Origin of the sequence: Porphyromonas sp. COT-290 OH3588 (assembly GCF_000769075.1) — a bacterium.
GTDB lineage: Bacteria > Bacteroidota > Bacteroidia > Bacteroidales > Porphyromonadaceae > Porphyromonas.
In genome coordinates, this window is sequence record NZ_JRFC01000014.1 from 256672 (window position 1) to 282475 (window position 25804).

Sequence of the window (25804 nt, forward strand, 5' to 3'; positions counted from 1 at the left end):
CACTCGGACAGACTGCTTCTTGACCTTAATCCTAGAGAGCACAAAGGTACGCAACACGCTCGGCTTCATCAACAACCATACTTGGCAATCAACCAAACCAAGCCCACCATGAAACGACCAAAGGGAGCGTGACGATATTTACACTCGGCACACCCCCTTATTAGCTAATGCTCACACGAGTTCTATTCCAACCTACTCCGTGGCTCCCGACTCTGCTGGAGCTGAAGCTACTGGCAGAGGTTGCTCTGGGCGACTAATCTCTGCGACCGTCCCCTCTGCACTTGTATTTGGTTCACGGCGAGCTTGCTGCTGGCTACGGCCTCCACGGCGCTCTCTGCGCTCACGAGGCTCATGCTGCTGGCGGGCCTCCTGTTGGGGCTTCTCCTCTACTGACTCACGAGCGGGTTGCTCTACACGAGGCTTCTGCTCACGCTGAGGCTGTGGTTCACGCTCTGCACGAGGCTTCTGCTCACGTTGCTGTCCTTTGTTGCGCTCTTTGGACTCACGGGGCTTCTGCTCTTTCTGCTGCTTCTGCTCCTTCTTGTCATCATCTCCTTCACGGCGCTTCATACCCAAACGGCGAAATGAACCGCCTTGCGTCGGATCCCTCTGTTCTTTCTTGCGATCCTTGATGCTCTGCAGATTGAGTTCTAGCGCCTCTACCGAGATCTGAACCTCGATGATGCACAAAACGAGTGAGGCAGCCAACAGCACCATACCCACGCCGAAGGTAATATCCCCAGCGACCATCCAACGATTGTAGATACAGAACATCGCAATCAGGCAGAAAAGCAGGCTGCCTGCCCCAAGAGTCTGCATCGCTCTGATGAGCTTGAGGCGTATGCGGAAGTTACGGATCTGCGCCAGCGAGGTGCGATCAGCTTCGGGATCGGCATCATACTTCTCCTTGAGGCTACGAACCACAGAGGCATAAGAGAGGAAACGGTTGGTATAGGCTAGCAAGATAAGCGAGATAGCCGAGAATAATAGCGACGGCGTAGTTAGGTCAAGGCCGTGCATTGTTTGGTTTAATTCTTCCATAAATTTTTGATTGTAACCCTCCAGTTACGGGCGCAAAGCGAACCATGTTAGCCTTCGATGTGGCAAAGGTTCGGGCACTGTACGTTCTGCAAGGCTTTTAGTTTGTTAAAAAATATCGCCGATAGCTGATGCTTGACGACAGTAAAATCGACTTCGTAGCCCACTTCTTGGGCAATCGAGCTCACCTTCCCTTCCTTGAAACCGCAAGGGTTGATAAGCTTAAAGGGACTTAGGTCTGTATTGACGTTGAGGGCAAAGCCATGCATGGTCACATAGCGGCTACTCTTTACCCCTATCGCACAGATCTTACGTGCCAGAGCAGGCTTATCAGCATCGAGCCAAACGCCCGTCCCAGCAGGGTTGCGCTCTGCCCGTAGACCATAGAGGGCAAGCAGCTCGATGATAGACTCCTCAACTAGGTCTATGTAGGTCCTTAAGCCAAGACCATAGCGCTCTAGGTCTAGAATGGGGTAACCTGTTATCTGACCCGGGCCATGGTAGGTAACATCTCCCCCACGCTCTACTCTAAACCAGTCGTAACCCTGCTCCTTGAGGTAGGCCTCGCTCATGAGCATATTACCCTCGACTCCGTTCTTACCAAGTGTGAAGACAGGGTTATGCTCACAGAAAAGCAGGAAGCTCTCAGTCGGCTCTCCCCTACGCTTCTGCTCCAAGATCCGATCAAAGAGTTTGTGCTGCAAATCCCATGCCTCGGCGTAGGCAATGCGCCCACAATCCATATAATCAAAGGGGGCAATAGGGGCAGACTGCTCGGTCGCCCTAATACTCTCGGGCTGCAACGAGAGGCATAGCCCATCGTATGCAGGCCGAATATGGCTAGGAAGGAGCTCAAGCATAGCCCTATGCGAGGGGGCATGGTGCGACAGATGCGTCAGGAGCATCAACTCGGGCCTATCCTTGAGCTCGGACAGATGCGCCAAAATATCACGAATAGACTGATGCGACGGGTGCTCCTTGAGCATACGCAAGGCATTGATCACCACCAGACGCTGCTGGGACAGACGCTCCCACTCCTCGCCCTCCAACGTTTTCATATCCGTAATGTAGGTCATCTCCCCTATCTCATAGCCCAATATAGGGAGTTTGCCATGCATCACCGACAGAGGGCGTATCTCTAGGCCAAAGAGGTCGAAGGATATACCTGCCTCAATCTCTCGGAGTACAAGCTGAGGCGTCCCGGGATAGGGGTGAGCACCGAAGACATAGTGCAGACGCTGACGCAGGGCTTGCAGTACACGCTGCTGGCCGTATATAGGCACCTCTGTGCGCCAAGCTATGGTGCGCAGATCATCTAGCCCCCCGATATGGTCATAGTGCTCGTGTGTAAGCAGGATTGCATCGATACGATCCAGCCCTAGACGCAGAGCCTGTTGGCGAAAGTCAGGGCTACAATCGATCAAGATGCGTTTGTCTTCATCAGTGATAATAAGTGCCGAGGTACGCAGGCGTTTGTCCCGAGGGTCACTACTCTGGCACAGGCCACAGCCACAGCCGACCTCTGGGACTCCCGTACTAGTACCAGAGCCTAAGATGATAAGCTTCATGAAAATACTAAATACAAGAGGCTAACTGATATATTTCACCTCTGGATAAACCTCTACGGCAAATCGCTCGAGGACAGCTTGCTGCACATACTCCGCTAGAGTGGCGATCTCCTGTCCTGTCGCTCCTCCATGATTAACCAATACGAGGGCCTGATGTTCATAGACCCCTGCTCGCCCCATACGATAGCCCTTGAGCCCGCACTGATCGATAAGCCAACCAGCTGCGAGTTTGACACGCCCATCTTCTAGTGGATAGACGGGCATCTGTGGATAGGCTTGGCGTAGGCGATCGGCTACTTGGGCTGGCACTATTGGATTCATGAAGTAGCTCCCAGCATTGCCTAGTATCTGTGTGTCGGGGAGCTTTCTTTGGCGTATCTCAATGACGGCTTGGCGTACAGACGTAAGTGTAGGCTTGGTGTCGTGCTCTGCGAAGTAGCGCTTGAGGTCTGCATAGTCAAGAGCGAGATGCTCGACCTTGCTCAGGCGAAAGTCCACGTGTGTGACGATATAGTCCGCCTGCTCCGCTTCTTTGAAAGTGCTGTGTCGATAGGCATACGCACACTCCCCTCTAGAGAAGCAACGCTCCTGACCAGACCGCCGATGTAGGGTGTGTACCGAGGTGATGAAGCGCTCGACCTCTACACCATAGGCCCCAATGTTTTGAATGGCAGACGAGCCGACCTGCCCGGGTATAAGAGATAAGTTCTCCACACCGTAGTAGCCATGCTCGGTGCAGTAGGCCACGAAGTCGTCCCAGATCATACCAGCGCCCACACGCAGCTCTATCTCCTCGGCGCTCTCTCGCAGCACCTCTATGCCTGTGATGCCAGAGCGCAGGACGATACCATGAAAATTGGCGAGGAAGAGTAAGTTACTTCCCTCGCCAATATGCAGATAGCGACACTCCTGAAAGTATTCGTCACGGACAAGGATCCGAAGGTCATCTACACTATCGTAGGTGACGAACCAATCCGCCTGAGCGTCTATACCGAATGTATTATGGTGCTTGAGTGAAAAATCTTTTTCGATTTTCATTACTCGTTCTCAAGTAGCCAAGCATCCTTAAAGTCTGGAGCAAAACGAGCCTTAACCGCATCACGGCTGGCTGCAGCCTCCTCACGGCTATTGAAGCTCGCTACGATCACACGTAGCATACCATAGTCGTTCTTGGCGAGGACAGCGTTATAGCCCTTCTCAACCATTCTATCCTTTAGGGCACGTGCATTCGTTGGGTTCTGGAAGCTACCGATAACTACGCTATAGCGCTTGAGATTGTTGGAGTTCTCTCCCTCGATCGCTGACACACGTTCCTTACGCACAGAGATAGGCTGCATCTGGCTTGCCGATGGAGCTGGCTCTTCGTAAGTGATGGTACGATCGGTATCTTGAGTGGCGATCTCGCGCTGCTTAGCTTGTTCGTAAGCCTTGCGGTAGGCACTCTTCTTAGGACGACAAGAGCCCAAACCAACTACTAGAGCAAGTGCTGAGCAAACGATCAGAATCTTCTTCATGACAAATCTGTATTTGATGTTTAGTTAATACTTAAATTATCTATGACTAAGCTGCTACATATATCTATAACAGCTTAGCAAAGGTACAAAACTTATCCCAATATCGCCCAACAAAACACCTAATAACATACGCTTTTTACGGTTTATTTGTTTATCATTGTAAACAAAACGCAAATAGCGTGTAGCCAAAATCCAACCTCCACAACCCTCAATTACATATTTATACAACTATGTATGCTACTTGAACTCCAATTAGGAGCAGAAGGTCTTCCCGAGCCTCAAAATCACGAATGCCGTATTTGCCCCCTAGCATGCCCTAGATTCCATTTATCCCCTCCGCTGGCTTTACCTCCCAGCGCATGGGCAATACCCGCTTAAAACGCCATTTACATAAACAACTCATAAACAAATATATAAAACAAAACTCCAAGCAATCTCAACAAGCCCAAGCTGACTTCTGAGAGATTCTTCCCATCAATATCTGCGAGTTGATGGGTATGTCTTGCGGCATTAGCCCATCAATCCAGACGAATCAGTCCTACAATCTTGCTCAAGGACGCCACAAATCTTCAGGAAGTGCCCTTCTATTTCACAAGAAACAAGGACAAATCCTTTACATACCTTAACAGTAAAGTAGAAGAATAAGCAGGAAAACCGACAAACTGGGCGGTCATATCGGTCTTCTGGCATCACAAATCTCGAGGAAATAGGCTGCGAGGCTTTCCCCTGCCCCTACACGATAGGGGCGGAATAAGCACCCACAATTCCCTATCTTTGTGCTACATAAAAGTATCTGATTAAAACATTGCCTTATGCCACGTCCTACAACCAAAGCAATGCTCATCCAGCAGAGCCAAGAGAATTACGAGAAGCTACTCAAACTAATCAATACCCTGTCGCCAGAGGAGCAAGAGCAAACCTTTTCGTTCGAAGATCGGGATAGAAACCTCAGAGATATCTTGATTCATCTCTACGAATGGCATCAGCTACTCCTTCTGTTCGTTCAGAGAAATATGTCAGACATCTCAAGCCCTTTCCTCCCCGAGCCGTACAATTGGCGCACCTATCCCGATATGAATGTAGAGATCTGGCGAAAGCATCAGTCTACGCCACTAAGCAAGGCGAAAGAGCTTCTTGCGGATAGCCATCAAGCTACGCTACAAGCCTTAGAGCCATTTACCGACGAAGCTCTATTTACCAAGCAGTTTTTCCCTTGGACGGGAACAACCTCGCTCGGCAGCTATTTCGTTTCGGCGACCTCTAGCCACTACGATTGGGCGATTAAGAAGCTCAAACGCCACATCAAGACGAAGGGATAGGCTTCAACGCCAACTTCCCTCACTTCAATATTCCCTATCTTTGTGCACATACAACCCAATAAGTAGCTAACGATGATTTTTATACAATATCCAGCCTGTGGCACTTGTCAGAAGGCTAAGAAATGGCTTGCCGAAGAGGGGGTAGCCGTAGAGCTTCGCCACATCGTGGACGAGGCACCTACCGAAGCCGAACTAACCGAATGGATCGGCAGAAGCGGTCTACCCGTCAAGAAGTTTTTCAATACGAGTGGTGTGCTCTACAAAGAGCTAGCCCTCAAAGACAAGCTCCCCACCATGACCGAAGCCGAACAGATCGCCCTGCTTGCGACCAACGGCAAGCTCGTCAAGCGTCCCCTGCTCGTCTCAGACACCTTCGTCCTCGTCGGCTTCAAGCCCGAGGAGTGGGCAAAAGCAGTAAAATGAAATCATTTCAGAAAAATAAAAGTATAATTCCATGGCATTACCTAAATGTAAAGACCTCTATTTAACATCTCTTGAAATCTTAAATGAAAAGGACGATGTCTCTACGCAAAATATGAGCCTATTCCTAAAAGAGAGGCATAATATTTTGGACGAGGAATACATCCAAACTAGTTCTAAAGGAAATAATGTATTTTATGGAAGAGTTGCTTGGTGCTTGAGTCGCTTATTTCGTTCAAAGTTAGTTGAGAAACCTAAGCAAGGAATCTATCGCATTAGTGATTTAGGCAGGAAAAAACTCAAGGAAGAAGGGTCGATTGAAGGATATATTTCTGAACAAACACATTCTGTTGCCTCTCAGAGTTCTCATAATGAAGAGAATATGGATATGATGAATGCCGAACCACTCAAAGATAATGGAGCTAGTCCGACGGACACCATTGATGAAGCATATCAAGAGATGAAAGAGATGCGGAAACAAGAAATCTTGGATGTCATTTTACAGAAAAAGCCAGGAGAGTTTGAGCGATTAACCCTCTCTCTTCTCAAAACCATGGGCTATGGAGGGGCAATTCAAGATGCTCACAAGCAAACGCAACCCTCAAATGATGGAGGAATAGATGGTATTATAAAGGAAGATGTCCTTGGGCTTGGGCATATCTATATACAAGCTAAGAGGCATGCAAGAAGTACTAGTGTTGGGAGGCAAGACATTCAGCAATTTGTTGGAGCTATCTCTACTGCTCAATCAAACAAAGGCATCTTCATCACAACCTCAGATTTTACCGCTGGAGCTTACAAATATGTAAATAAGCTAACAGACAAAAATATTGTCTTGATAAATGGCGACCGTTTGTCTGAATATATCTATGAGTATGGTCTTGGAATGCAATCAGAGGCTATATATGAGATTAAGAAGCTAGACCAAGATTTTTGGGCAAACTATTTAGACGAAGATAAATGATGCATATTCCTCTCTCTTCCGATACGATTTGTGCTGTGGCGACTGCTCCGGGTGTGGGTGGTATCGCTGTTATTCGTGTGTCCGGTGCGGATGCTTTCCGCTTCATGAGTCCGCTCTTTCGTCAGCGAGAGAGGACCGTAAATCTCAGCGAAGCGAAGCCTCGTTATGCCCTCTATGGCGAGTTTGTGGAGGCAGACGAACTCATTGACGAGGTCGTTGTTACGCCTTTTGTTGCGCCTCATTCGTTTACGGGCGAGCATACGGTCGAGATCTCTTGTCACGGCTCTGTTTATATTCGTCAGCGCATCCTCGAGGCTCTCATCAATCAGGGTTGCCGTATGGCTCAGCCGGGCGAATTTACTCGCCGTGCTTATCTCAATGGACGTATGGATTTGAGTCGTGCCGAGGCAGTAGCGGACATCATCGCCAGCGAGAGCAAGGCACAACACCAAATGGCAATGAAGCAACTGCGTGGTGGGTATAGCGAGGAGCTGAATGCTCTGCGAGAGGAACTCTTACGCCTAACAGGGCTTATGGAATTAGAACTTGATTTCCCCGAGGAAGATGTAGAGTTTGCCGACCGTACCGAGCTCCTTGCACTTTGTGACCACATCGAACTTAAACTCCAAAAACTCATCGACAGCTATCGCCTCGGCAATGCCGTGAAGCGTGGTATCCCCGTTGCCATTGTCGGCACAACGAACGTCGGCAAAAGCACGCTACTCAATGCCCTCCTTGGCGAGGAGCGAGCTATCGTGAGCGACATACACGGCACGACTCGAGACACGATCGAGGACACAATGCACATTGGGGGCTACCTCTTTCGTTTCGTTGATACGGCTGGGCTTCGTGAAACCACCGATACCATAGAGAGTCTTGGCATTGAGCGTAGCCGAAACAAAATCAAAGAGGCAGACATCATTCTTGCCGTAGTGGACGGCACACGTCTTAATGAAGCTAGCCAACTGGACTACATCAAAAGTATTTGGGATGAAAAGGGGGAGCGAACATTTATTCTACTTGTCAATAAAAGCGAAAGCCTCACCGAGACCGACCGAATCGGGCTCAGCGAGGCTCTGCAAACGAAGCTCTCAACGCCTACGAAACCGATATTCATTTCGGCTCGTGAGGGCAAGGGGATAAACGAACTACAAGGGGCACTCACCCAAGTAATGGATACGGCTAAGGCAAGCGAAGCCGACCTAATTGTGAGCAATGCCCGCCATCATCAACTCTTGCGTGATGCCCTTGATGCTCTTCTGCGCATGCGTTCGGGTTTTGATATGGGGCTCTCGACCGACCTCTTAACGCTCGACCTCAGGCACGCCATTACCTCGATCGGCGAAATCACTGGCCGGGAAATCACCAGCGACGACACCCTACACTACATCTTCGCCCACTTTTGCATCGGCAAGTAAGGAAGTATTAGTTGTAGAAGATATGACATTAGTAGCTTGTGTTGTTGATATTCCTCCTTGTGGATTCATTAACTGATCTTGTTTAGCTTCTATTCCCGTAATTTTTTGCAATATTTCATTGATATTCGAATCTAATTTGTCTCCAACAGCATTGATTTTCTCTAGGGAATCTTTTGTTTTTTCTGATAGGCTATTGATGTTTCCTAATACCTTTTGAGTTTGTTTAGAGACAGCATTAATATCATTAAGTTGATTGCGTGTGCTTTCAAGTGAGTAATAAGTATATTGGATTGCAAATATGGATAAAATTACAGATAAAAGAGTCGATGCATACGATATATAGGATAGTAGTTTATCCCCATCGATTTTGTTTTCATATTCAATATAATGTACACAGATAAACGAAACTAAGAGTACAATTAACAATGTTTCAATCCCTACAATCCACCAAAAATGTGGAGATTTCGTACTCGATATACAACCAATAATTTTCCTACAAAAATTCATATGTTTATCATTGTTTTAAGCTCATCTCAAAGGCTCTGAATTCTTGAATAAACCCACGTAATACGGCAATCCCACTGTCGAACAAGTGTGATATTCCTATCTCTGAGTATGCAAATTGTTCAAAGACAATCCAGACTATTCGCTGTTCTCCATCATTAACTATGATAGCTTTCGCAACTTTAAAAGAAAGATTAAGTTCATCAATCTTACGTCGTACTTCTTTTTCTTGGTTATCATCAGAACCAAGTTCAAAAATACGAGGTAGCATCATACGAAAATAAGAAGGAGCATCATTTGAATACATAAACAAGAAATTCAGTTCTTCGAAGCTGAAAGAAACCTCATTAATACGACCTATTAGTCGTGTATTAAATGTTATCTCCTTCTTATTGAGATATTCACAAAAGATATTTAGCATACTGTATTTAGCATTTTCTCTGCAAATATACTAAATGTCTGAGATGTATATCAGGCTTTATAGAGGTATACATCTCAGACAATTATAATTGTTATGCAAGCGTTTACAGGCCGGTGTGTCCGTTGTTGTCGGAGGGGGAAGAGCCGTCGCCGTTGGGCTTTTCGTCCTTCTTGCCCGAAGAGGCGTAAGGCACATCGAGCACGCGCTCGGCACGCTCCATGCGAACGCCCTTGAGCGCCGTCTTAACCTTAACACGAGGCGTATAGATGACCTTCGCCTTGTCTACGAGTTCGATGCTGACCTTATCGGCGCTATCGACACCCGAACCAGTCTTAGCCGTGATGCTAGGGCGGAACGTGCCTAAGTCGCCACAATCAACGCTTTTTCCGTCTTGGAGCAGACGAATAAGCACCTTAGCAGAGCGGTCGTACACGGCCTTAACATCAGCCGAAGAAACTGTCGTCTCGTCCGCTACGAGTTCGATAAACTCCTCGAACTTTACATCAGAATGCAAATGAATTGCAGGGTACCAAAGCGTCTTGCTGGTCTTGCCGAAGCCCGCTTTTCTCTCGATTGCTTTAATCTTAATCATAGTGATCTTAATTAACTGTTAATTAGTGATTTAATTTCGTGATATCTATGTGCTTTTATCACGACTTAAAGGTAGAGATATTTTTGTATATGCAAAAATAAATTTCCGTATATACTCCGATAAGTTTTCTTATATACGAAATTTTTCCGCCGTATATACCCAATCCGGAGACTATTGCGGCAATGCGCCGCTCAAAGTTTCTTGTATCTTTCTCGGTGTTTTTTGCGTGTTTGAGCGGCTTGGGGAGCCTTGAATACTATCCCCCTATCCCCATCCCNAAGCACCTTGTCTTACTGATCACACGGTTGAATGCCTTCTGACTCTCACTAAGAGTCTTCCCCCGAATAGCCTTGAGCATAATGCCATCCACCAAGCCACGACCAGCCAAGTACTCCGAATTCTTTTTGCTACAATAGCCTTTGTCCGCTAGGACACTTACCCCTGATGACAACTCGGATTTCTCGATTAAGTCGGGCAAAGCAACCGTATCGGCACAATTAGCGGGGGTTGTAATGAGGGCTTCTACCAAGCCTTGATCATCGGTAAGCACGTGTTTCTTATACCCATACCGATAATGCTTGCCTTTGCGCACCCAACGAGCCTCTGCATCAACACCGGGCTTACCACTTCTGAGNCTCCCATCGGGAGCATAAGGGCTGTCTACAATACTGGCATCCACAATGGCACCTTGGTCAATACGGCTAATGCCATGTTTCTTGAACTGCTTGTTCAATTCTCTAAGGAGTTTATCCATAATCCCTAGACGCGTTAGCTCCGAGCGAAAGCGACTGATGGTGCTATGATCGGGAGAGGGATAGCCAAGGTCTAAGCCTAGGANAGTTTATCCATAATCCCTAGACGCGTTAGCTCCGAGCGAAAGCGACTGATGGTGCTATGATCGGGAGAGGGATAGCCAAGGTCTAAGCCTAGGAATTCGCTGAAAAGCAGTGAGTCATTGATGCGTTCCTCAACCTCATAATCGCTCAAACTATACCAAGTCTCTGGCAAAAGGATCTTGAACATCAGCAAGGCATCGTAGGCNAAAAGCAGTGAGTCATTGATGCGTTCCTCAACCTCATAATCGCTCAAACTATACCAAGTCTCTGGCAAAAGGATCTTGAACATCAGCAAGGCATCGTAGGCGGGGTTACCTACGGCATTCTGTGTCTTGGTGTACTTCTTGTTCAGCAGCGTGCGCATACCTCGCCAATCAACGCAAGCATTGATTTGGCGGAGAAAGGAGTGCTTCATCCGGTCGCGACGAACCTGAGTATATACTTGTAGGAAGCTCGGAGCNTACCTCGCCAATCAACGCAAGCATTGATTTGGCGGAGAAAGGAGTGCTTCATCCGGTCGCGACGAACCTGAGTATATACTTGTAGGAAGCTCGGAGCTTGTTCGGTTGGTTTGGTTGCCATGTCGATACAGTTAATTGCATACTAAAGATGCTAATAATCAGAGATATATACAACGTTTCTAACCGAAAAGAGGCAAAATGCCGTGCAACGGTCTCGTACTGGGAACAGGTACTCTTTTCGTGGCTGATAGGTAATGCCGATATGCACCTCAAGAATTACTCGCTCTATGCTCCAGAGGGAAATGAATATCAACTCACTCCAGCTTACGACCTGCTGTCTACGGCACTTGTTATTCCTGAGGATACAGAAGAACTTGCATTGACCCTCTGTGGCAAAAAGCGCAAACTCACTCGCCAGCACTTCCTCGAAGCGATGACAGCCTCTAGACTGGATGAGAAAGTGTGTGACAATATTTTCGCTCGATTCCAACACATCCACCCGGAATGGGAAGCCTGCATCCGCCAGAGCTTCCTCCCTGAGGATATGCAGAGGCAATACATCGAATTCATTCTCCTCAAATTCTCTCAAATCTAATATTACCTCAAAGCATATATCAGATTGAATAAATCGGTATATTTACACATCATATGATAGATCGAGTGTATGCCAAAGAATACAATGGGAACAAAACTCCCTCGGAAACTGGAGCAAAAAATGCAGATTGTCGGTGAGCAGATCAAGCTTGCCCGACTGCGTCGTAATCTAAGCATCGCTCAGATTGCTGAGCGAGCGACCTGTTCGCCTTTAACTGTCGGTCGCATCGAGAAAGGTTCGCCAACAGTGGCGATAGGTATCTACCACGAGTGCTCTATGCCCTCCAACTTGAGGATGACTTACTTCACCTAGCGGGTGCAGACGAACTTGGTCGTCGCCTGCAAGACCTCTCCCTAATCAATCGCCGTCGTACCAGCAAGAAAATATAGAGATAGATAATATAGTAAGTATTTACATACTATGTATACAACTGAAGAACAAACGATAGAAGAGCGCCTAATCAAACGATTAGAGAGCTTGAAGTATATTTATAGACATGATATCAAGGATAGAGCAACTTTAGAGGCCAACTTTAGGCACAAGTTTGAGCAGCTCAATGCCGTGAAATTGACTGATCGAGAGTTTGAGCGACTTCTGTCGGAGATTACCAAGCCAGATGTATATGATGCATCTCGTTTACTGCGAGAGCGTAACCTCTTCTTGAGAGAGGACGGCACACCACTTAACTACACTTTAGTTAATATCAAGGATTGGTGCAAGAATGACTATGAAGTCATTAATCAGTTGCGCATCAACACACACAGTAGCCACCACCGATACGATGTGATTATTCTCATCAATGGGTTACCGCTGGTGCAGATAGAGCTCAAGGCACACAAGATCTCGCCTCGTGTAGCCATGCAACAGATTGTTAACTATAAAAACGATACGGGCAACGGATATCTGAACACATTGCTCTGCTTTGTGCAGCTCTTTATCGTGAGTAACGAAGGAGATACATGCTATTTTAGTAACAATAACCCGAAAGAGTTTCTCTTTGATGCCAAAGAGCAATACCTACCAGTCTATTATCTCGCAGATGAGACTAACCATAAAATACGGCACCTACATAGTTTTGCGACAAGACTCCTTGCCAAATGCTCCCTTGGAGAGCTTATCAGTCGGTATATGGTCTTGGTGGCTAGTGAGCGCAAACTCTTGATTATGCGCCCCTACCAGATCTATGCCGTACAGGCTATCATTAAATGCATCGAGGAGAACCGTGGCAATGGCTATATCTGGCATACTACAGGTTCGGGCAAGACGCTTACCTCTTTTAAGGCATCAACCCTACTTAAGGATAACCCCAATATAGAGAAATGTCTATTTGTTGTGGATCGTAAGGATCTAGACCGACAGACTCGAGATGAGTTTAATAAGTTTCAGCAAGGCTGCGTAGAAGAAAATACCAATACAGAAACGCTTGTTCGGAGACTTGAGTCTACCGACTATGCCGACAAGGTTATCGTCACGACGATACAGAAGCTCGGAATTGCTCTTGATCCTAAACACAAGAAAAACTACCATGAACGGCTTAGGCCTCTATCTGACAAGCGTGTAGTCTTTATTTTTGACGAATGTCATCGCTCCCAATTTGGTGATAACCATAAGGCTATTAAAGCTTTCTTCCCTAAGGCCCAGCTCTTTGGATTTACAGGCACACCGATTTTTGAAGAGAATGCTGTACAGATTAAGATTGATGGACAGGAAGCCTCAAAGCTCACTACCGATGATATTTTCCAGAAGCCTCTACATACTTATACCATTACCAATGCCATTGAGGATGAAAATGTATTGCGTTTCAATGTAGACTATTATCGCTCCAATGGTGAGTATGTGCGAGATCGTAGTTTGGTCACCAAAAGAGCGATTATAGAGGAAATTCTCTCTAAGCATGATACCATCTCGCTCTCTCGTTGTTTCAATGCCATTCTCGCGACGAGTAGTATCAACGATGCCATTGAGTATTACAGGCTATTCAAAACGCTTCAAGCCGAATGTCAAGCTACTAATCCCAACTTTACCCCACTCAGTATCGCCTGTGTCTTCTCTCCTCCAGCCGAGGGCAATAAAGATGTCGAACAGATGCAAGAGGATCTAGAGCAGGAGAAGCTAGACAACCAGACCGACCCTTCGGGTAAGAAGCAAGCCCTACAAGAGATCATCTCGGACTATAATAGCCGATATGGTTGTGCCCACAGTCTCGCGGAGTTTGATCTCTACTACCAAGATGTGCAGAAGCGCATCAAAGACCAGAAATGGGCGGAGTACCCACGGGAGCAAAAGATCGATATCACGATCGTCGTAGATATGCTCCTCACGGGTTTTGACTCCAAATATCTAGGTATCCTCTATGTAGATAAGGATCTTAAATATCACGGCCTTATACAAGCTTTCTCTCGTACCAATCGTACGCTCAACAAAACCAAAAATTTTGGAAAGATCTTAGATTTTCGTTTTCAGGAATCAGCCGTTAATGATGCTGTACAACGTTTCTCAGGAGTCAGAGACGAGGATCAAGACCCCAAGATCTGGCTGGTTGAGCCAGCAAATAAAGTTGTTGAACAGTATGAAATAGCTATCCAGCAGCTCACGAGCTTTATGGAGTCCAAGGGGCTAGAGGCTGAGCCAGAAAATGTATATAATTTGCTTGGAGATACAGCCAAGGCTGAGTTTGTGGACTACTTCAAAGAGGTACAGAAACTCAATACTCAGCTCAGCCAGTATATCTACATAGATCCTCAGGATCAAGAGAAGATCGAGAAGCTAATGCCACCGGAGAGACTCAATGGCTTTAGATCTGCCTATCTCGAGACGGCTAAAACCCTGCGTAACCATCAAAAGGACTATACACAGGATCAGCCAGTAGATATGCAAAACGCCCATATAGAAGAAATAGATTTCGAGTTTGTGTTATTCTCTTCGGCAATTATTGACTACGATTATATCATGGGGCTAATCGCTCGATTGACCTCCCAGTCACCTAGTCAGCAGAAACTGACCAAGGAGGAGCTTGTGCGCCTCGTCGCTTCGCATAGCAATCTGATTGAGGAGCAAGAGGATATTCTAGACTATATCGAACACCTAGAGGTTGTCAATGGCCTTACGGTCAAGGAAGTCTCTGAGCAATATCAAGCATTTAAAACCAATAAGCTCCAGAGCCGTATCAAGGAGATTGCTCATCGCTACAATGTAGCTATAGAATCTCTCTCGGATTTTATCTCTTCGGTACTAGATCGTATGATCTTCGATGCTGACCAGCTCTCAGCCCTATTCTACGAGCAAGACTTAGGCTGGAAGCAGCGTGTGCAGCAGGAGAAAGCACTGGTCGCAGATCTGATGCCCCTATTCTCGCTCTTGGCCAAAGGGCAACATATAGCAGGTCTATCCGCTTATAAAGTCTAGAACTATGGAGCAATTCAATGACTTAAGGCAATTAGCCCAAGAGCTTAAGAACAGGTTAATGAAAAAGAAAATCATTCTCCTGTATGCCTATAATGGTGTGGGAAAGACACGTTTGTCTGTGGAGTTCAAAAACCTTGGAAAAATAGAAGGCCAGTCAGATACTCTATACTTCAACGCCTTTACTGAAGATTTATTTTCTTGGGACAACGATCTTGACAGAGATTCAGATCGAGTACTTAAAATGAATCTATATTCAACATTTCTTAGTGGAGCCAAAGAGTATGCACTAGAAGATAAGATTAGAAGATTTTGGAGTCGTTTTTCTGACATTGACTTTCGAATAGACTATGACGAAGGGAGTATCTCTTTTTCAAGAGATCTGATTCCTAAGGAAGAAGGGGATCCTCAAGGAGAGATAGAAGAGGCCCCTAATCAGGGAACTATAGATAATATTAAAATCTCAAGAGGAGAAGAAACAATCTTTATTTGGTGTTTTTTCTTGGCCATAGTACAATTGGTGTTAGATGGGGATGAGGGCTACTCTTGGGTAAAATATATCTACATTGATGACCCCATCTCATCTTTGGATGACAACAATGCCGTCGCAGTAGCAGTTTTGCTAGCTGAGATATTTAGGGATGAATCGGTAAAAGTCGTTATTTCAACGCACCATTCCCTATTCTATAACGCTCTTTGGAATGTTTTCAAGGATAGTGTAAAGAAGAGGGAAGATCTTGGCACCCTACACCTCAAAAAAGATGGAGAAGAATGTTATAGTATCACCTATACAAGAGATACCCCTCGATTTCTCCACGTTGCAATGTTGGAAGAGTTGTGGAAGCGTTCTGAATCAGGAGAACTATATACCTATCACTTTGCAATGCTGCGCAATGTGCTTGAGAGAGCCGCTTCGTTCCATGGATATAGCAATATTGAAGAGTGTTTCAAGAATGAAGACATTTCAAATGAATCCAATCTCTACAATCGTATGATAAACATCTTAACTCATGGGAATTACTCTTTATACGAACCTATTGAGATGTTGGATGACAACAAAGAGTTATTTAAACAAATACTAACTGCATTTACAAAGAATTATAAGTTTAACCCCGAAATTTTTGCTTCTTCTGAGGCTTAATAAATAACGTATGACAGTACTAGGCAAGACCCTATGGGCAATAGCAGATGAGCTACGTGGCACGATGAATGCCGATGATTTCCGTGACTATATGCTCTCTTTTCTCTTCCTGCGCTACCTCTCTGACAACTACGAGGAGGTGGCACGCCGAGAACTAGGCAGAGACTACCCCGATGAAACAAACCTAAATCAAGGAGAGACTGCTCTGCAGAGATGGTATACCCTTAATAGCGAAGATATTTTGGAGTTTGAGGCTCAGATGCGGCGCAAGATCCATTATGTCATCAAGCCCGAGTACCTATGGAGCCATATCGCAGAGTTAGCACGCACACAGAGCTCGGAGCTCTTGAATATATTGAACGAGGGATTTAGATACATCGAAAACGAATCTTTTGAGCGAACTTTCTCTGGTCTTTTCTCAGAAGTCAATCTCTCATCTGAGAAACTCGGCAAGACCTACAGCCAAAAGAATACCAAGCTCGCTACCATTATACAGAAGATAGCCGAGGGGATCGGCGGGTTCTCGTCCGAGGTAGATACTCTGGGGGATGCCTACGAATACTTGATAGAGCAATTCGCCGCAGGCTCGGGCAAGAAAGCAGGTGAGTTCTACACGCCTCAGGCCATATCTACCATTCTGTCTCGTATCGTGTCGCTCGATGCACAGAATCCCGAACGAGGCATGAAGGACGGGATCAAGAGAGTACTCGACTTTGCCTGTGGCTCTGGTTCACTTTTGCTCAATGTCCGCAAGCAGATGGGGGATCGTATCGGTCGTATCTACGGGCAAGAGCTGAATGTGACCACATACAACTTGGCTCGTATGAATATGATTCTGCACGGAGTCAAGGACACGGAGTTCGAGATCTTTCATGGAGATTCGCTCACCAACGAATGGTCATTCCTGAATAATCCTAATCCTACAGACAAGGTAGAGTTCGATGCCATTGTCGCTAATCCACCCTTTAGCCTCAAATGGGCGCCAAAAGAAGAGACAGCCCAAGACTTCCGCTTTCAAAACTATGGTGTAGCACCAAAATCGGCGGCCGACTTTGCTTTTCTCTTGCATGGGCTACATTATCTTAGCCCAGATGGCACGATGGCGATTATTTTGCCACATGGTGTGCTATTTAGAGGAGGGGTAGAGCGTGCCATTCGCCAAAAGCTACTTGAGGACGGATACATAGATACCATTATCGGGCTGCCCTCCAAACTTTTCTACTCCACAGGCATTCCTGTCTGTATCATCGTACTCAAGAAATGTCGTACAGCAGATGACGTCCTCTTCATCGATGCAAGCCGTAATTTTGCCAAGGATAAGAAGCAAAACCGCCTACGTATGGGGCAAAATGGCGAACCCAATGACATTGATAAAATTATCGATGCCTACCAATACCGCCGTGAGATCGACAAATATGCTCGCCGTGTAACACTCGACGAAATCCGAGCAAATGACTACAACCTCAACATTCCTCGCTATGTCGATACCTTCGAGGAAGAAGAAGAGATTGACATACAAGCCGTCATGTCCGAGATTAAGACGCTCGAGGCTCGCCGTGCCGACCTCGATAGCCAAATCAATGTATATCTGCGTGAACTCGGACTAATTCAGTAAAAGACTATGACGACGAACCAAATAGATGCCCTGAGCCTTGAGCGAGCCTTTGAGCTATTCCGTTCGGGAGCAATCGATCGAATCGAGGTCGGTACCTTTCGGGGACTTTCTCAGATACACCACGCTCTATTCGCTGGGCTATACGACTTCGCAGGCAAACTGCGTACACTCAATATCGCCAAAGGAGGTTTTCGATTTGCTAATTGTATGTACCTCGAGGCTATTCTGCCAGTTATCGAGCAGATGCCCGAGCAAACATTTGAGCAGATTATTGCCAAATATGTCGAGATGAATATCGCACATCCCTTTATGGAGGGGAATGGGCGGGCTACACGCATTTGGCTGGATATGATCCTCAAGCATAGACTTGGACGAGTAGTTGATTGGTCTCAGGTAGATAAGGATCTCTACCTACAAGCTATGGAGCGTAGCCCAATCAATGACTTAGAGCTGAGAGTACTCCTACAGCCAGCACTCACTGATAAGGTAGACGATAGAGAGATGATATTCAAAGGTATTGAGCAGTCCTACTATTACGAGGGCTATAAAAGACAGTAGACGATGGCAACGATTAATAAAATCCCCAAGTGTCCCCCTTTGCGCTTCCCAGACTTCAACGACGACTGGACGCAGACAACACTCGGAGAGATAGCTTCTTTCTTTTCTGGTGGAACTCCATCTACTACTCAAAAAGAATTTTACGAAGGTGATATTCCATTTATTCGCTCAGGAGAGATACATTCAAAGAATACTGAAATCAAGATTTCAAAATCGGCTCTATATAATTCTTCGGCTAAACTTGTTGAGGTAGAGGATATATTACTTGCTCTATATGGAGCGACTAGTGGAGACATTGCCATATCTCAAATACGAGGGGCTATTAACCAAGCAATACTATGTATAAGACCTTATTGTGATTTCAATAAACATTATGTTTTCTATCATTGGCAAAGAAACTATAGTCGTGTAGTCAAGAAATATCTTCAAGGAGGGCAGGGAAATCTATCGGCAGAGGTTGTTAAAAGTGTACTTTTTAGGTATCCCTCCCTTACTGAGCAGAAGAAGATAGCGGACTTTTTGAGCTTGATTGACGAGCGCATACAGTCGTGTAGCGAAACAATTAAGGAGCTTAAGACTCAGAAAGCGGGTCTACTCAANGAAGATAGCGGACTTTTTGAGCTTGATTGACGAGCGCATACAGTCGTGTAGCGAAACAATTAAGGAGCTTAAGACTCAGAAAGCGGGTCTACTCAATCAGATATTCAGCCAAAAGCTCCGCTTTCCCGACTTCAACGACGAGTGGACGCAGACAACACTCGGAGAGATAGCCGAGAGAATTACTCGTAAGAATGTGGGTAATACGACACAGCGTGTACTTACAATCTCTGCTCAATATGGATTGATAGACCAACGAGATTTCTTCAATAAGACGGTCGCAAGTACAAACATAGAAGGATATTACCTGTTAAACAAGGGAGAATTTGCCTACAATAGGAGTAGTTCGACAGACTATCCATGGGGAGCAATCAAGCGACTCGACAATTATAATGAAGGAGTTTTATCAACCTTATATATATGCTTTGCTATACTTAAGGAGGACACATCTTTTCTTGCTCATTTCTTTGAAACTTCTCAGTGGCATAACTATATACAAAGCATTTCAGCCGAAGGAGCACGAAATCATGGACTCTTGAATATAGCTGTTTCCGACTTTTTCGCTCTTCCTCTCTCCCTCCCTTCATCATTAGCCGAGCAGAAGAAGATTGCGGACTTCCTGAGTTTGATTGACGAGCGGATTGAGGTAGAAGAGCAACTACTTAAGAAGTATGAAGAGCAAAAGAAGTATTTGCTCCGAAATATGTTCGTCTAGTACCCTAACCAAATACCTTAATAAACAATAATCCCATCGTTGTGGGATTGTATTCCCATCATTATGGGAACGCAGTCCCACAACGATGGGACGGAAAGATTATAAGGATAATCGAAAGAAACCTCTAATAAGAAACTTCGTAAGACTCTTCATAAGAATCAAAAACACCGTCCTTAGGGGCTACGCCAAACTCTGCAAATATCTCTGTAACTTGTTTTTGTTGCTCCAGAGTCAGTAGGTACTCTCCCGATGCATAGCGGTAGAAGTGGCTGCGCCCCCAATCTAATTCGTAACAAATGTGGGCGCGGAGCTGCGCAATGCTACGATGCTGTACCAATCCCATAGCAGACTTGAAGCCCCGAGCCATACGCTGCACCTCATTGCTTACATACTGTTTGCACCCTCGCCCAGTGAGTGGCGTGCGAGGATCTACAAAACTATGTGTCGAAAAGCCCTCAGAGTGTTTGTACGACAAATAACGGAGACAAGACGATGCAAGGGGGCATTCACTGCGCATGCAGTAAACGATATCTTTGCGCATCAGTTCGGGACGAAAATCTACTGCCATAGCGTTTAAGTGTTTGATTAGACGAACATCTGTTTGAGTAGATAACGCTTTTGCTTTTCGTATTGTTGTAGCAACTGCTCTTCTACCTCTATCCGCTCGTCAATCAAACTCAGAAAATCCGCTATCTTCTTCTGCTCCTCTAGTGAGGGCAGAGAAATAGATAATGGCTGAATCTCTGAGATATAATGTCGCTTATGATCCTTCTCCTGTCCTCTAAGATTCATAAATAACAGATAGTTATATATGGTCTTGATATTAACACTTTTCTTTGCCGTTAGTATCTTAATTGCTGATGACTTTACCTTAAATGGGAAATCAACAAACTTTATGTCTAAAGTAAAATCATCGAGGATAATACATTCTCCTTTATCATATATATTTTCTTCGTTTACATAACCAAGCACAAAAGACTTGTTAGCTGTTAAGACGGGAATAAGACTGCTATCATTTGAGTAGTCTGTATTATTGACTATGTAGAGCGTTGGTTGTTCATAGTCAAGTATCTCGCCGAGTGTTGTCTGCGTCCATTCGTCTGTGAAGTCGGGAAATCGGAGCTTTTGGCTGAATAGCAGATTGAGTAGACCCGCTTTCTGAGTCTTAAGCTCCTTAATTGTTTCGCTACACGACTGTATGCGCTCGTCAATCAAGCTCAAAAAGTCCGCTATCTTCNGATTGAGTAGACCCGCTTTCTGAGTCTTAAGCTCCTTAATTGTTTCGCTACACGACTGTATGCGCTCGTCAATCAAGCTCAAAAAGTCCGCTATCTTCTTTTGCTCGGCAAGGGTGGGCAAAGAAAGGGCAAGGGAACGTATCTCAGTCGCTGATATTTCTTTGAATGTAGACCCATTTGCTTTAGTAAAGAGCTCGTTCTTGAGCGTTTTAATCTTTTGATATATGAACTCTGTGTAAGTATATCTACTATCAGCCACCAGAGATTGAAAGCCTTGGTTAGTTGTACATGGAGTAGTTGCGATTGACATCTCCCCAATAGTCGCTCTTGTTGTCAATAGAATTGTACCAATAGGGAGAAGTTTTGCCCCTGAATTATTTAATCCTTCTGTGGTTATTGTTCTATCGCTATATGATACGAATTTATTTAGTCCTATTTCAGAAGGAGTAAACCATTGGATATCTCCATTCCAATACTCTTGAATCTCTGTTCTTGGTGTTCCACCTCCAAGAATAGAGCATATCTCTCCGAGTGTTGTTTCTTTCCAGTCGTCGTTGAAGTCTGGGAAGCGCAAAGGGGGACATCTCGTTGGTTGGCAAGTAGCCTTAAGGATTTTTAGAGTTACCTTATGACGAGTTTCTAACTATTAACCCTAAACACAAAAACATTATGAAACGGGACGTAAACACATTCGCCGAAGTGGCTCGTACGTGGCTGGCAAACAAAGAACAATTCGTCAAGCGCGGTACCTACTCAATCTATGCCCTCCAGATCGAAAAGCATCTACTGCCAGCCTTCCGTGAGCATCAATCTATTACGGAGGAGCAGGCTCAGGGGTTTATCCTCGACAAACTGCAAGAAGGGCTAAGTCTCAAGACAACTAAAGACCTCATTATCCTGCTGAAGATGATTTTGCGCTATGCGATTAAGATGTATGGCTGGCAGTATGTGGAGATGGAGCTGAAGTATCCAACAGCGTGCATGGCTCCACACATCGAGGTGCTGCCGCGTACGCATCAACGCAAGATTATGCAGTATGTACGGGAGCACTTTACCTTTCGTAACCTTGGTATCCTAATTTGCCTAAGCACGGGCATGCGTATTGGTGAGATTTGCGCCCTCAAGTGGTCAGATATAGACCTTGTGGAGGGCGTAATACGAGTAAGCCGTTCGCTCCAGCGTATTTATATGCTTCGCCCTGATGGTACACGCTACACCGAGATCGTAGAGAGTACTCCCAAGACAAGTAACTCTATGCGTGAGATACCACTGAGCCGAGACCTCAAAGCCATCATTAAGCCCCTAAGCAAAATCGTCAATACCGACTATTATGTCCTAACGAACGAGGGCAAACCTACCGAACCCCGCACCTATAGAATGTATTACCGAGCCTTGATGCAGGAGTTAGATATGCCACGGCTCAAGTTTCACGGGCTGAGGCATAGCTTCGCTACTCGCTGTATAGAGAGCGGCTGCGACTACAAGACGGTGAGTGCCTTACTCGGTCATGCCAACATCAGCACCACGCTCAACCTGTATGTACACCCCAACCTAGACCAAAAGCGTCGCGTCATCGACCAAATGACCAAAAGCCTCGGCTAAGAATCATCAGCTTCATGAGTGTATTTAAGTACTCTCAGTGAGTATACTTATCTTTGTCCAAGATATGTCATTAAGAATATGTTAGGGGCAATTATAGGGGACTTAGCAGCATGGACTTGGGAGCGTGATCAGAGCCTTTTTTATCAAAGGCTTATCGCTCCTAAGGCTAACATTTCGGAGGTTGGACTTGCAGTGCTTGGTCTAACGGAACTGATGCTTCGTGGATCATCCGAGGTTGAATGGGAGAGCCTTTATCTACACATCCGTGAGATAATACAGCGAGATCGCATTACAGATATCAGTCCAGACTTCAACGACTGGACGGAGGCAGGGCATCAAGCCGTTATCCCTAAGGAGGTGAAGAGTGTAATGCATCTTGCAGTATCCATTGTTGGAGGCTGGTGTGATGCTCCTCTAGAAACAACTTTAGCCTACTCAAGAAGGTTTCACGGAGGCAAAGAAGAGTACTATCTCACTCAGATTGCGGAGATCATCTACCGACTACGTCAGGGGGCAACGAAGCAGGAAGCAATGGAGGATATTCATTATATCAAGAACTGGAAACCTCAGGGCAAAGTAAGTTTACTGGGTTATGCCCATCATGCATGGCAATGCTTCCTACAAAGCTGGGACTTTACTTCTGCCCTTCATAATGCTATGCAATGTTCGTATGGAGACAAGCATCTCTTGGGAGCTTTGACAGGAGCTATCGCTGAGGCAATGTATAGTTGTGAGTATGGATTTATCAAGGAGAAGTATGGCAAAGGCAGTGATACTCAGTTTATGCTATCTCTTCCCAAAGAACTTAGTGGACTATATAGAGTGGAGCTTGGGCTAATAGAGTCGAACAAAGAGCTTCTCCGAACTTTCTTCCCCAAGAATAGAGCTTTAACGAATGTTGAAGTTTGGCAATGGTTTGATTTACCTAATATCGTAGCTCATAAACCTCTAAGTGAAAGGGAATATCAGCGTATTCGCTTATCTCACGACACTGGATGGGATGCTCGCTATGGCATTTATTGGGACGATGGTTGGTACTATGTTTATCGTAGTGGCTTTCTACTCAATCGCTTTAGAGTAGAAGAGATGCAGGATCATACTTACCGCATCACACGAATACAGTACTGCACACAGCATGAGGAGGGCAAGGCCTATCATGCTCTCATCGAGGCCATATCTCTTGACGGTCTAAATATGTCGGCTTATTCTCAGTATAAAGACTAGCTTTATAAAAACGATTGCACCTAACAGCATTCTCTAAGATGCTGTTAGGCGACTTCTTATTACTGCTGGAGTTGTTGAGTGAGGGCTTCTTGTTCTTGGGTGAGACGTTGCTGTTGGAGGTGTAGTTCGGCTTGGCGTTCGACTACGAGTTCGTAGTTCGTGACACGAGAGCGAAGCTTGCGGATGCTGTCGTCTGAGTCTTCGGAAGAGAAAAGGCTGTCAAGGCTGGCGATGTTTGGCTGTGTATAGCCGAGCTCCATTCGTAGGATACGATAACGGAGGGCGTAGCTATCAAGGGCTTGATTGACACCGTAGAGATGTGCTGCCCAACCGATGACGCAGGCAAGGATAGCAACCATCACTCCCCATACGAGCCATTCTGCCCAGCGTTTGACATCGAAAAGGTAGTATTTGGAGAGCTTTATCTCAGGTGTGGTTTGTTTGGTTTGAAGTTCTGTCAAGAGTTTGTCGGTCGCTTCGTCTTGACTTATCGGTACCTCGGCAATGCCTGACTTCATTTCGTGGATGCGCTCTCCAAGTTTAGCAATCACTTGACAAAGTTCCTCTCTGAATCGACGATGAAACTCCAGTTGCTCCTCTAAAATCTTGGCGATTCCTGCGAGATTCTTTCTGTTCTCGACTTCGCCTTGCGACTCTGTTGGTTGTGGTAAATTGGAGATGCTCGCTTTGAGTTCTCTGTTCTGTTGCTTGATTTCCTCTAATACTTCGAGGAGGACATTGATTTGGTCGTTCATAATCTTCTACGTTTTAGTTTCTTATTAGCTTGATTTCTGAGTTTTCGTTGGAATACGAGTTCGGCAACATCTACGGCAGGCGCATTGCTGTCGAATAAGTTCTCTCCAAGGTCTTCTATGGCTTCGCCCAATTCTTTGATAAAATCTTCCTCTTTAGGTAGGTCTGGCAGAGAAAGAGCTTGCTTTTCATATTGCTCTAACGCAAAAGAGAGTTTGGAGTAGCTACATGAGCGGTCGATATGCGAACCGCTAAAGCTGACACCATCCATAGAGAAAATAACTCCTTCGACTTTCTCAGTTTGCCCCTTTGTTTTGAATTGTACTTCAATACCTCGCTTTTGCAGTTCGGAGGTAAGCTCTTGCCAGTTCATGCACTTAGGTAGTGCAGCTTTTATTGCATCAAAGATGGCATACCTAAGTTGATCATTTTCTCTTAGGCGATGACGTTTTACAGCCTCTTTCCCTTCGCCCCATTTCAGCAGATTAGCCTCGGTGAGTTCTTTGCAAACCTTTGCTGAGCGATACTTTTCATTACTGTCTGAAATTGTTTTCCCCTCATTATTCACTCGATTGATGCAGATGTGTACGTGCGGATGCTCCCTGTCAAGATGCCGTACGATGAGGTATTGAGTATCGGCGTAGCCCATATTCGTTGGAGATATTCCTTTGCTAAATCTGTTATTTCCTTATCAGATAAACGCTCTGTATCTTCAGCAGAGAAACTGAGAATAGTATGGCAAACAGGTTTCTTTACATTAGGGCGCATTGAGGCTTGTAAGGCAAAGTCGCTCGCAATCTCCGAGGCTGGGGCTTCTCTCCTCACGCCCTCAGCATGGAGTACTCGAGCTTTTTCCTCTCCCTTAGCAAGGATATAGGCAAGTACTCCAGCTAAGGAGCTTCCTTTGATAATCTTCGCTATCATCTTTTCAAGTTTTTGAGTTGTTCATCGACCAAGAGTTTCAACATTCTTAGTTCAGTGGGTACAGTGGATGCTCCGAAAGTATGGAGGTGATGAGCAATCTGATTGATGTTGTTCGCCATTCCTGAGAGGAGGCGGATTTCCTTCATTTGCTCTGCCGTGATGCGAGCCTTGACTTGCCCCTCAGAGATGAGTGAACGCAGGTATTCGTTTTTTATTGACACCAGCTTCAGAGGCTTTACTTTTAAGCGTAAAGTATTCCATGGTATTCAGTTTGAGTAGGACGGAGTAACGTCTCTTTTCAGATAGTTTTTTGGTGGGTCTTCCACCTCTATTTTTGTCTTGTATTGTCATTGTTTCTTTTGTTTTATTGATGAGACCATCGGGA

The 25804-nt window shown here is 45.6% G+C and carries 24 protein-coding genes and 5 pseudogenes; 14 read left to right on the forward strand and 15 right to left on the reverse strand.

What is annotated here, in order from left to right:
* Positions 1–621: 621 nt before the first annotated feature.
* The 5 genes and pseudogenes from HQ48_RS09485 to HQ48_RS02880 all read right to left on the reverse strand — a co-directional run.
* A pseudogene (locus tag HQ48_RS09485) lies at positions 622–1020 on the reverse strand (DUF2721 domain-containing protein); the annotation flags it as partial.
* A gap of 68 nt (positions 1021–1088) precedes the next feature.
* Positions 1089–1799, reverse strand: a complete 711-nt coding sequence (gene lipB / locus HQ48_RS09615; protein WP_369794298.1) for a lipoyl(octanoyl) transferase LipB — start codon at positions 1797–1799, stop codon at positions 1089–1091.
* 141 nt (positions 1800–1940) lie between these two features.
* Positions 1941–2606: pseudogene (locus tag HQ48_RS09620) on the reverse strand (MBL fold metallo-hydrolase); the annotation flags it as partial.
* A gap of 21 nt (positions 2607–2627) precedes the next feature.
* Positions 2628–3644 carry a UDP-N-acetylmuramate dehydrogenase gene (gene murB / locus HQ48_RS02875; RefSeq protein WP_044231592.1) on the reverse strand — a complete coding sequence of 339 codons (1017 nt, stop codon included), beginning with the start codon at positions 3642–3644 and terminating at the stop codon, positions 2628–2630.
* Positions 3644–4120, reverse strand: coding sequence for an SPOR domain-containing protein (locus HQ48_RS02880; RefSeq protein ID WP_044188955.1), 477 nt, complete (start codon positions 4118–4120; stop codon positions 3644–3646). The genes murB and HQ48_RS02880 overlap by 1 nt, the downstream gene beginning before the upstream one ends.
* 812 nt (positions 4121–4932) lie before the next feature.
* Here HQ48_RS02880 and HQ48_RS02885 point away from each other — a divergent pair.
* The 4 genes from HQ48_RS02885 to mnmE all read left to right on the forward strand — a co-directional run bounded on the left by HQ48_RS02885 (position 4933) and on the right by mnmE (position 8241).
* Complete coding sequence (locus HQ48_RS02885; protein ID WP_044231593.1) at positions 4933–5439, forward strand: ClbS/DfsB family four-helix bundle protein; 507 nt, start codon at positions 4933–4935, stop codon at positions 5437–5439.
* Between the two features lie 72 nt (positions 5440–5511).
* Positions 5512–5862, forward strand: coding sequence for an arsenate reductase family protein (locus HQ48_RS02890; protein ID WP_044231594.1), 351 nt, complete (start codon positions 5512–5514; stop codon positions 5860–5862).
* 31 nt (positions 5863–5893) lie between these two features.
* Positions 5894–6823: a restriction endonuclease gene (locus HQ48_RS02895; protein ID WP_044231595.1), complete on the forward strand. Its 930-nt coding sequence runs from the start codon at positions 5894–5896 to the stop codon at positions 6821–6823.
* Positions 6820–8241: a tRNA uridine-5-carboxymethylaminomethyl(34) synthesis GTPase MnmE gene (mnmE, locus tag HQ48_RS02900; protein ID WP_152568296.1), complete on the forward strand. Its 1422-nt coding sequence runs from the start codon at positions 6820–6822 to the stop codon at positions 8239–8241. Before HQ48_RS02895 ends, mnmE begins: the two co-directional genes overlap by 4 nt.
* Here mnmE and HQ48_RS09270 read toward each other — a convergent pair.
* From HQ48_RS09270 to HQ48_RS09445, 5 genes are all read right to left on the reverse strand, one after another.
* On the reverse strand, positions 8203–8748 hold the full coding sequence (locus HQ48_RS09270) for a hypothetical protein (RefSeq protein WP_152568297.1): 546 nt from the start codon (positions 8746–8748) through the stop codon (positions 8203–8205). The genes mnmE and HQ48_RS09270 overlap by 39 nt on opposite strands.
* A 7-nt stretch (positions 8749–8755) precedes the next feature.
* Positions 8756–9166 (reverse strand): hypothetical protein, encoded by a 411-nt coding sequence (locus tag HQ48_RS02905; RefSeq protein WP_044231596.1) that lies wholly within the window; start codon positions 9164–9166, stop codon positions 8756–8758.
* A gap of 103 nt (positions 9167–9269) precedes the next feature.
* A complete protein-coding gene (locus HQ48_RS02910; protein ID WP_044231597.1) occupies positions 9270–9758 on the reverse strand; it encodes an HU family DNA-binding protein in 489 nt (162 codons plus the stop codon).
* Between the two features lie 256 nt (positions 9759–10014).
* Positions 10015–10512, reverse strand: a complete 498-nt coding sequence (locus HQ48_RS09440) for a transposase (protein WP_200879857.1) — start codon at positions 10510–10512, stop codon at positions 10015–10017.
* A 77-nt stretch (positions 10513–10589) separates the two neighbouring features.
* On the reverse strand, positions 10590–11009 hold the full coding sequence (locus tag HQ48_RS09445) for a transposase (RefSeq protein WP_200879858.1): 420 nt from the start codon (positions 11007–11009) through the stop codon (positions 10590–10592).
* Positions 11010–11203: 194 nt separating this feature from the next.
* Here HQ48_RS09445 and HQ48_RS02925 point away from each other — a divergent pair, with 194 nt between their 5' ends.
* The 8 genes and pseudogenes from HQ48_RS02925 to HQ48_RS02960 all read left to right on the forward strand — a co-directional run bounded on the left by HQ48_RS02925 (position 11204) and on the right by HQ48_RS02960 (position 19678).
* A complete protein-coding gene (locus HQ48_RS02925; RefSeq protein ID WP_235300187.1) occupies positions 11204–11650 on the forward strand; it encodes a HipA domain-containing protein in 447 nt (148 codons plus the stop codon).
* A 69-nt stretch (positions 11651–11719) separates the two neighbouring features.
* Positions 11720–12039: pseudogene (locus HQ48_RS02930) on the forward strand (helix-turn-helix domain-containing protein).
* 31 nt (positions 12040–12070) lie between these two features.
* Entirely contained in the window at positions 12071–15055 is a 2985-nt protein-coding gene (locus tag HQ48_RS02935; RefSeq protein WP_044231598.1) for a type I restriction endonuclease subunit R, read from the forward strand.
* Positions 15056–15059: 4 nt separating this feature from the next.
* Entirely contained in the window at positions 15060–16193 is a 1134-nt protein-coding gene (locus HQ48_RS02940; protein ID WP_044231599.1) for an AAA family ATPase, read from the forward strand.
* Positions 16194–16203: 10 nt separating this feature from the next.
* Positions 16204–17808, forward strand: a complete 1605-nt coding sequence (locus HQ48_RS02945) for a type I restriction-modification system subunit M (protein WP_044231600.1) — start codon at positions 16204–16206, stop codon at positions 17806–17808.
* A 6-nt stretch (positions 17809–17814) separates the two neighbouring features.
* On the forward strand, positions 17815–18366 hold the full coding sequence (gene fic / locus HQ48_RS02950) for a protein adenylyltransferase Fic (protein WP_044231601.1): 552 nt from the start codon (positions 17815–17817) through the stop codon (positions 18364–18366).
* A gap of 3 nt (positions 18367–18369) precedes the next feature.
* Entirely contained in the window at positions 18370–18996 is a 627-nt protein-coding gene (locus tag HQ48_RS02955; RefSeq protein WP_044231602.1) for a restriction endonuclease subunit S, read from the forward strand.
* Complete coding sequence (locus tag HQ48_RS02960) at positions 18983–19678, forward strand: restriction endonuclease subunit S (protein ID WP_160225894.1); 696 nt, start codon at positions 18983–18985, stop codon at positions 19676–19678. Before HQ48_RS02955 ends, HQ48_RS02960 begins: the two co-directional genes overlap by 14 nt.
* Before the next feature lie 124 nt (positions 19679–19802).
* On the opposite strand, the gene HQ48_RS08985 is transcribed toward HQ48_RS02960, so the two are convergent.
* On the reverse strand, positions 19803–20246 hold the full coding sequence (locus HQ48_RS08985; RefSeq protein WP_052408946.1) for a DUF6078 family protein: 444 nt from the start codon (positions 20244–20246) through the stop codon (positions 19803–19805).
* A gap of 17 nt (positions 20247–20263) precedes the next feature.
* On the reverse strand, positions 20264–21490 hold the full coding sequence (locus tag HQ48_RS09155; RefSeq protein WP_044231603.1) for a restriction endonuclease subunit S: 1227 nt from the start codon (positions 21488–21490) through the stop codon (positions 20264–20266).
* A 95-nt stretch (positions 21491–21585) separates the two neighbouring features.
* On the opposite strand from HQ48_RS09155, the gene HQ48_RS02975 reads away from it, so the two are divergent.
* On the forward strand, positions 21586–22518 hold the full coding sequence (locus HQ48_RS02975) for a site-specific integrase (protein WP_044231604.1): 933 nt from the start codon (positions 21586–21588) through the stop codon (positions 22516–22518).
* A gap of 78 nt (positions 22519–22596) precedes the next feature.
* On the forward strand, positions 22597–23742 hold the full coding sequence (locus tag HQ48_RS02980; protein ID WP_044231605.1) for an ADP-ribosylglycohydrolase family protein: 1146 nt from the start codon (positions 22597–22599) through the stop codon (positions 23740–23742).
* A gap of 59 nt (positions 23743–23801) precedes the next feature.
* Here the strand turns inward: HQ48_RS02980 and HQ48_RS02985 are convergent, their stop codons facing one another.
* The 3 genes and pseudogenes from HQ48_RS02985 to mobC form a co-directional block, all read right to left on the reverse strand.
* On the reverse strand, positions 23802–24497 hold the full coding sequence (locus HQ48_RS02985) for a hypothetical protein (RefSeq protein ID WP_044231606.1): 696 nt from the start codon (positions 24495–24497) through the stop codon (positions 23802–23804).
* Positions 24494–25419 (reverse strand): annotated as a pseudogene (locus HQ48_RS02990) (relaxase/mobilization nuclease domain-containing protein). The gene HQ48_RS02985 and the pseudogene HQ48_RS02990 overlap by 4 nt, the downstream one beginning before the upstream one ends.
* Positions 25416–25764, reverse strand: a pseudogene (gene mobC / locus HQ48_RS02995) (plasmid mobilization relaxosome protein MobC). The pseudogenes HQ48_RS02990 and mobC overlap by 4 nt, the downstream one beginning before the upstream one ends.
* Positions 25765–25804 lie beyond the last annotated feature (40 nt).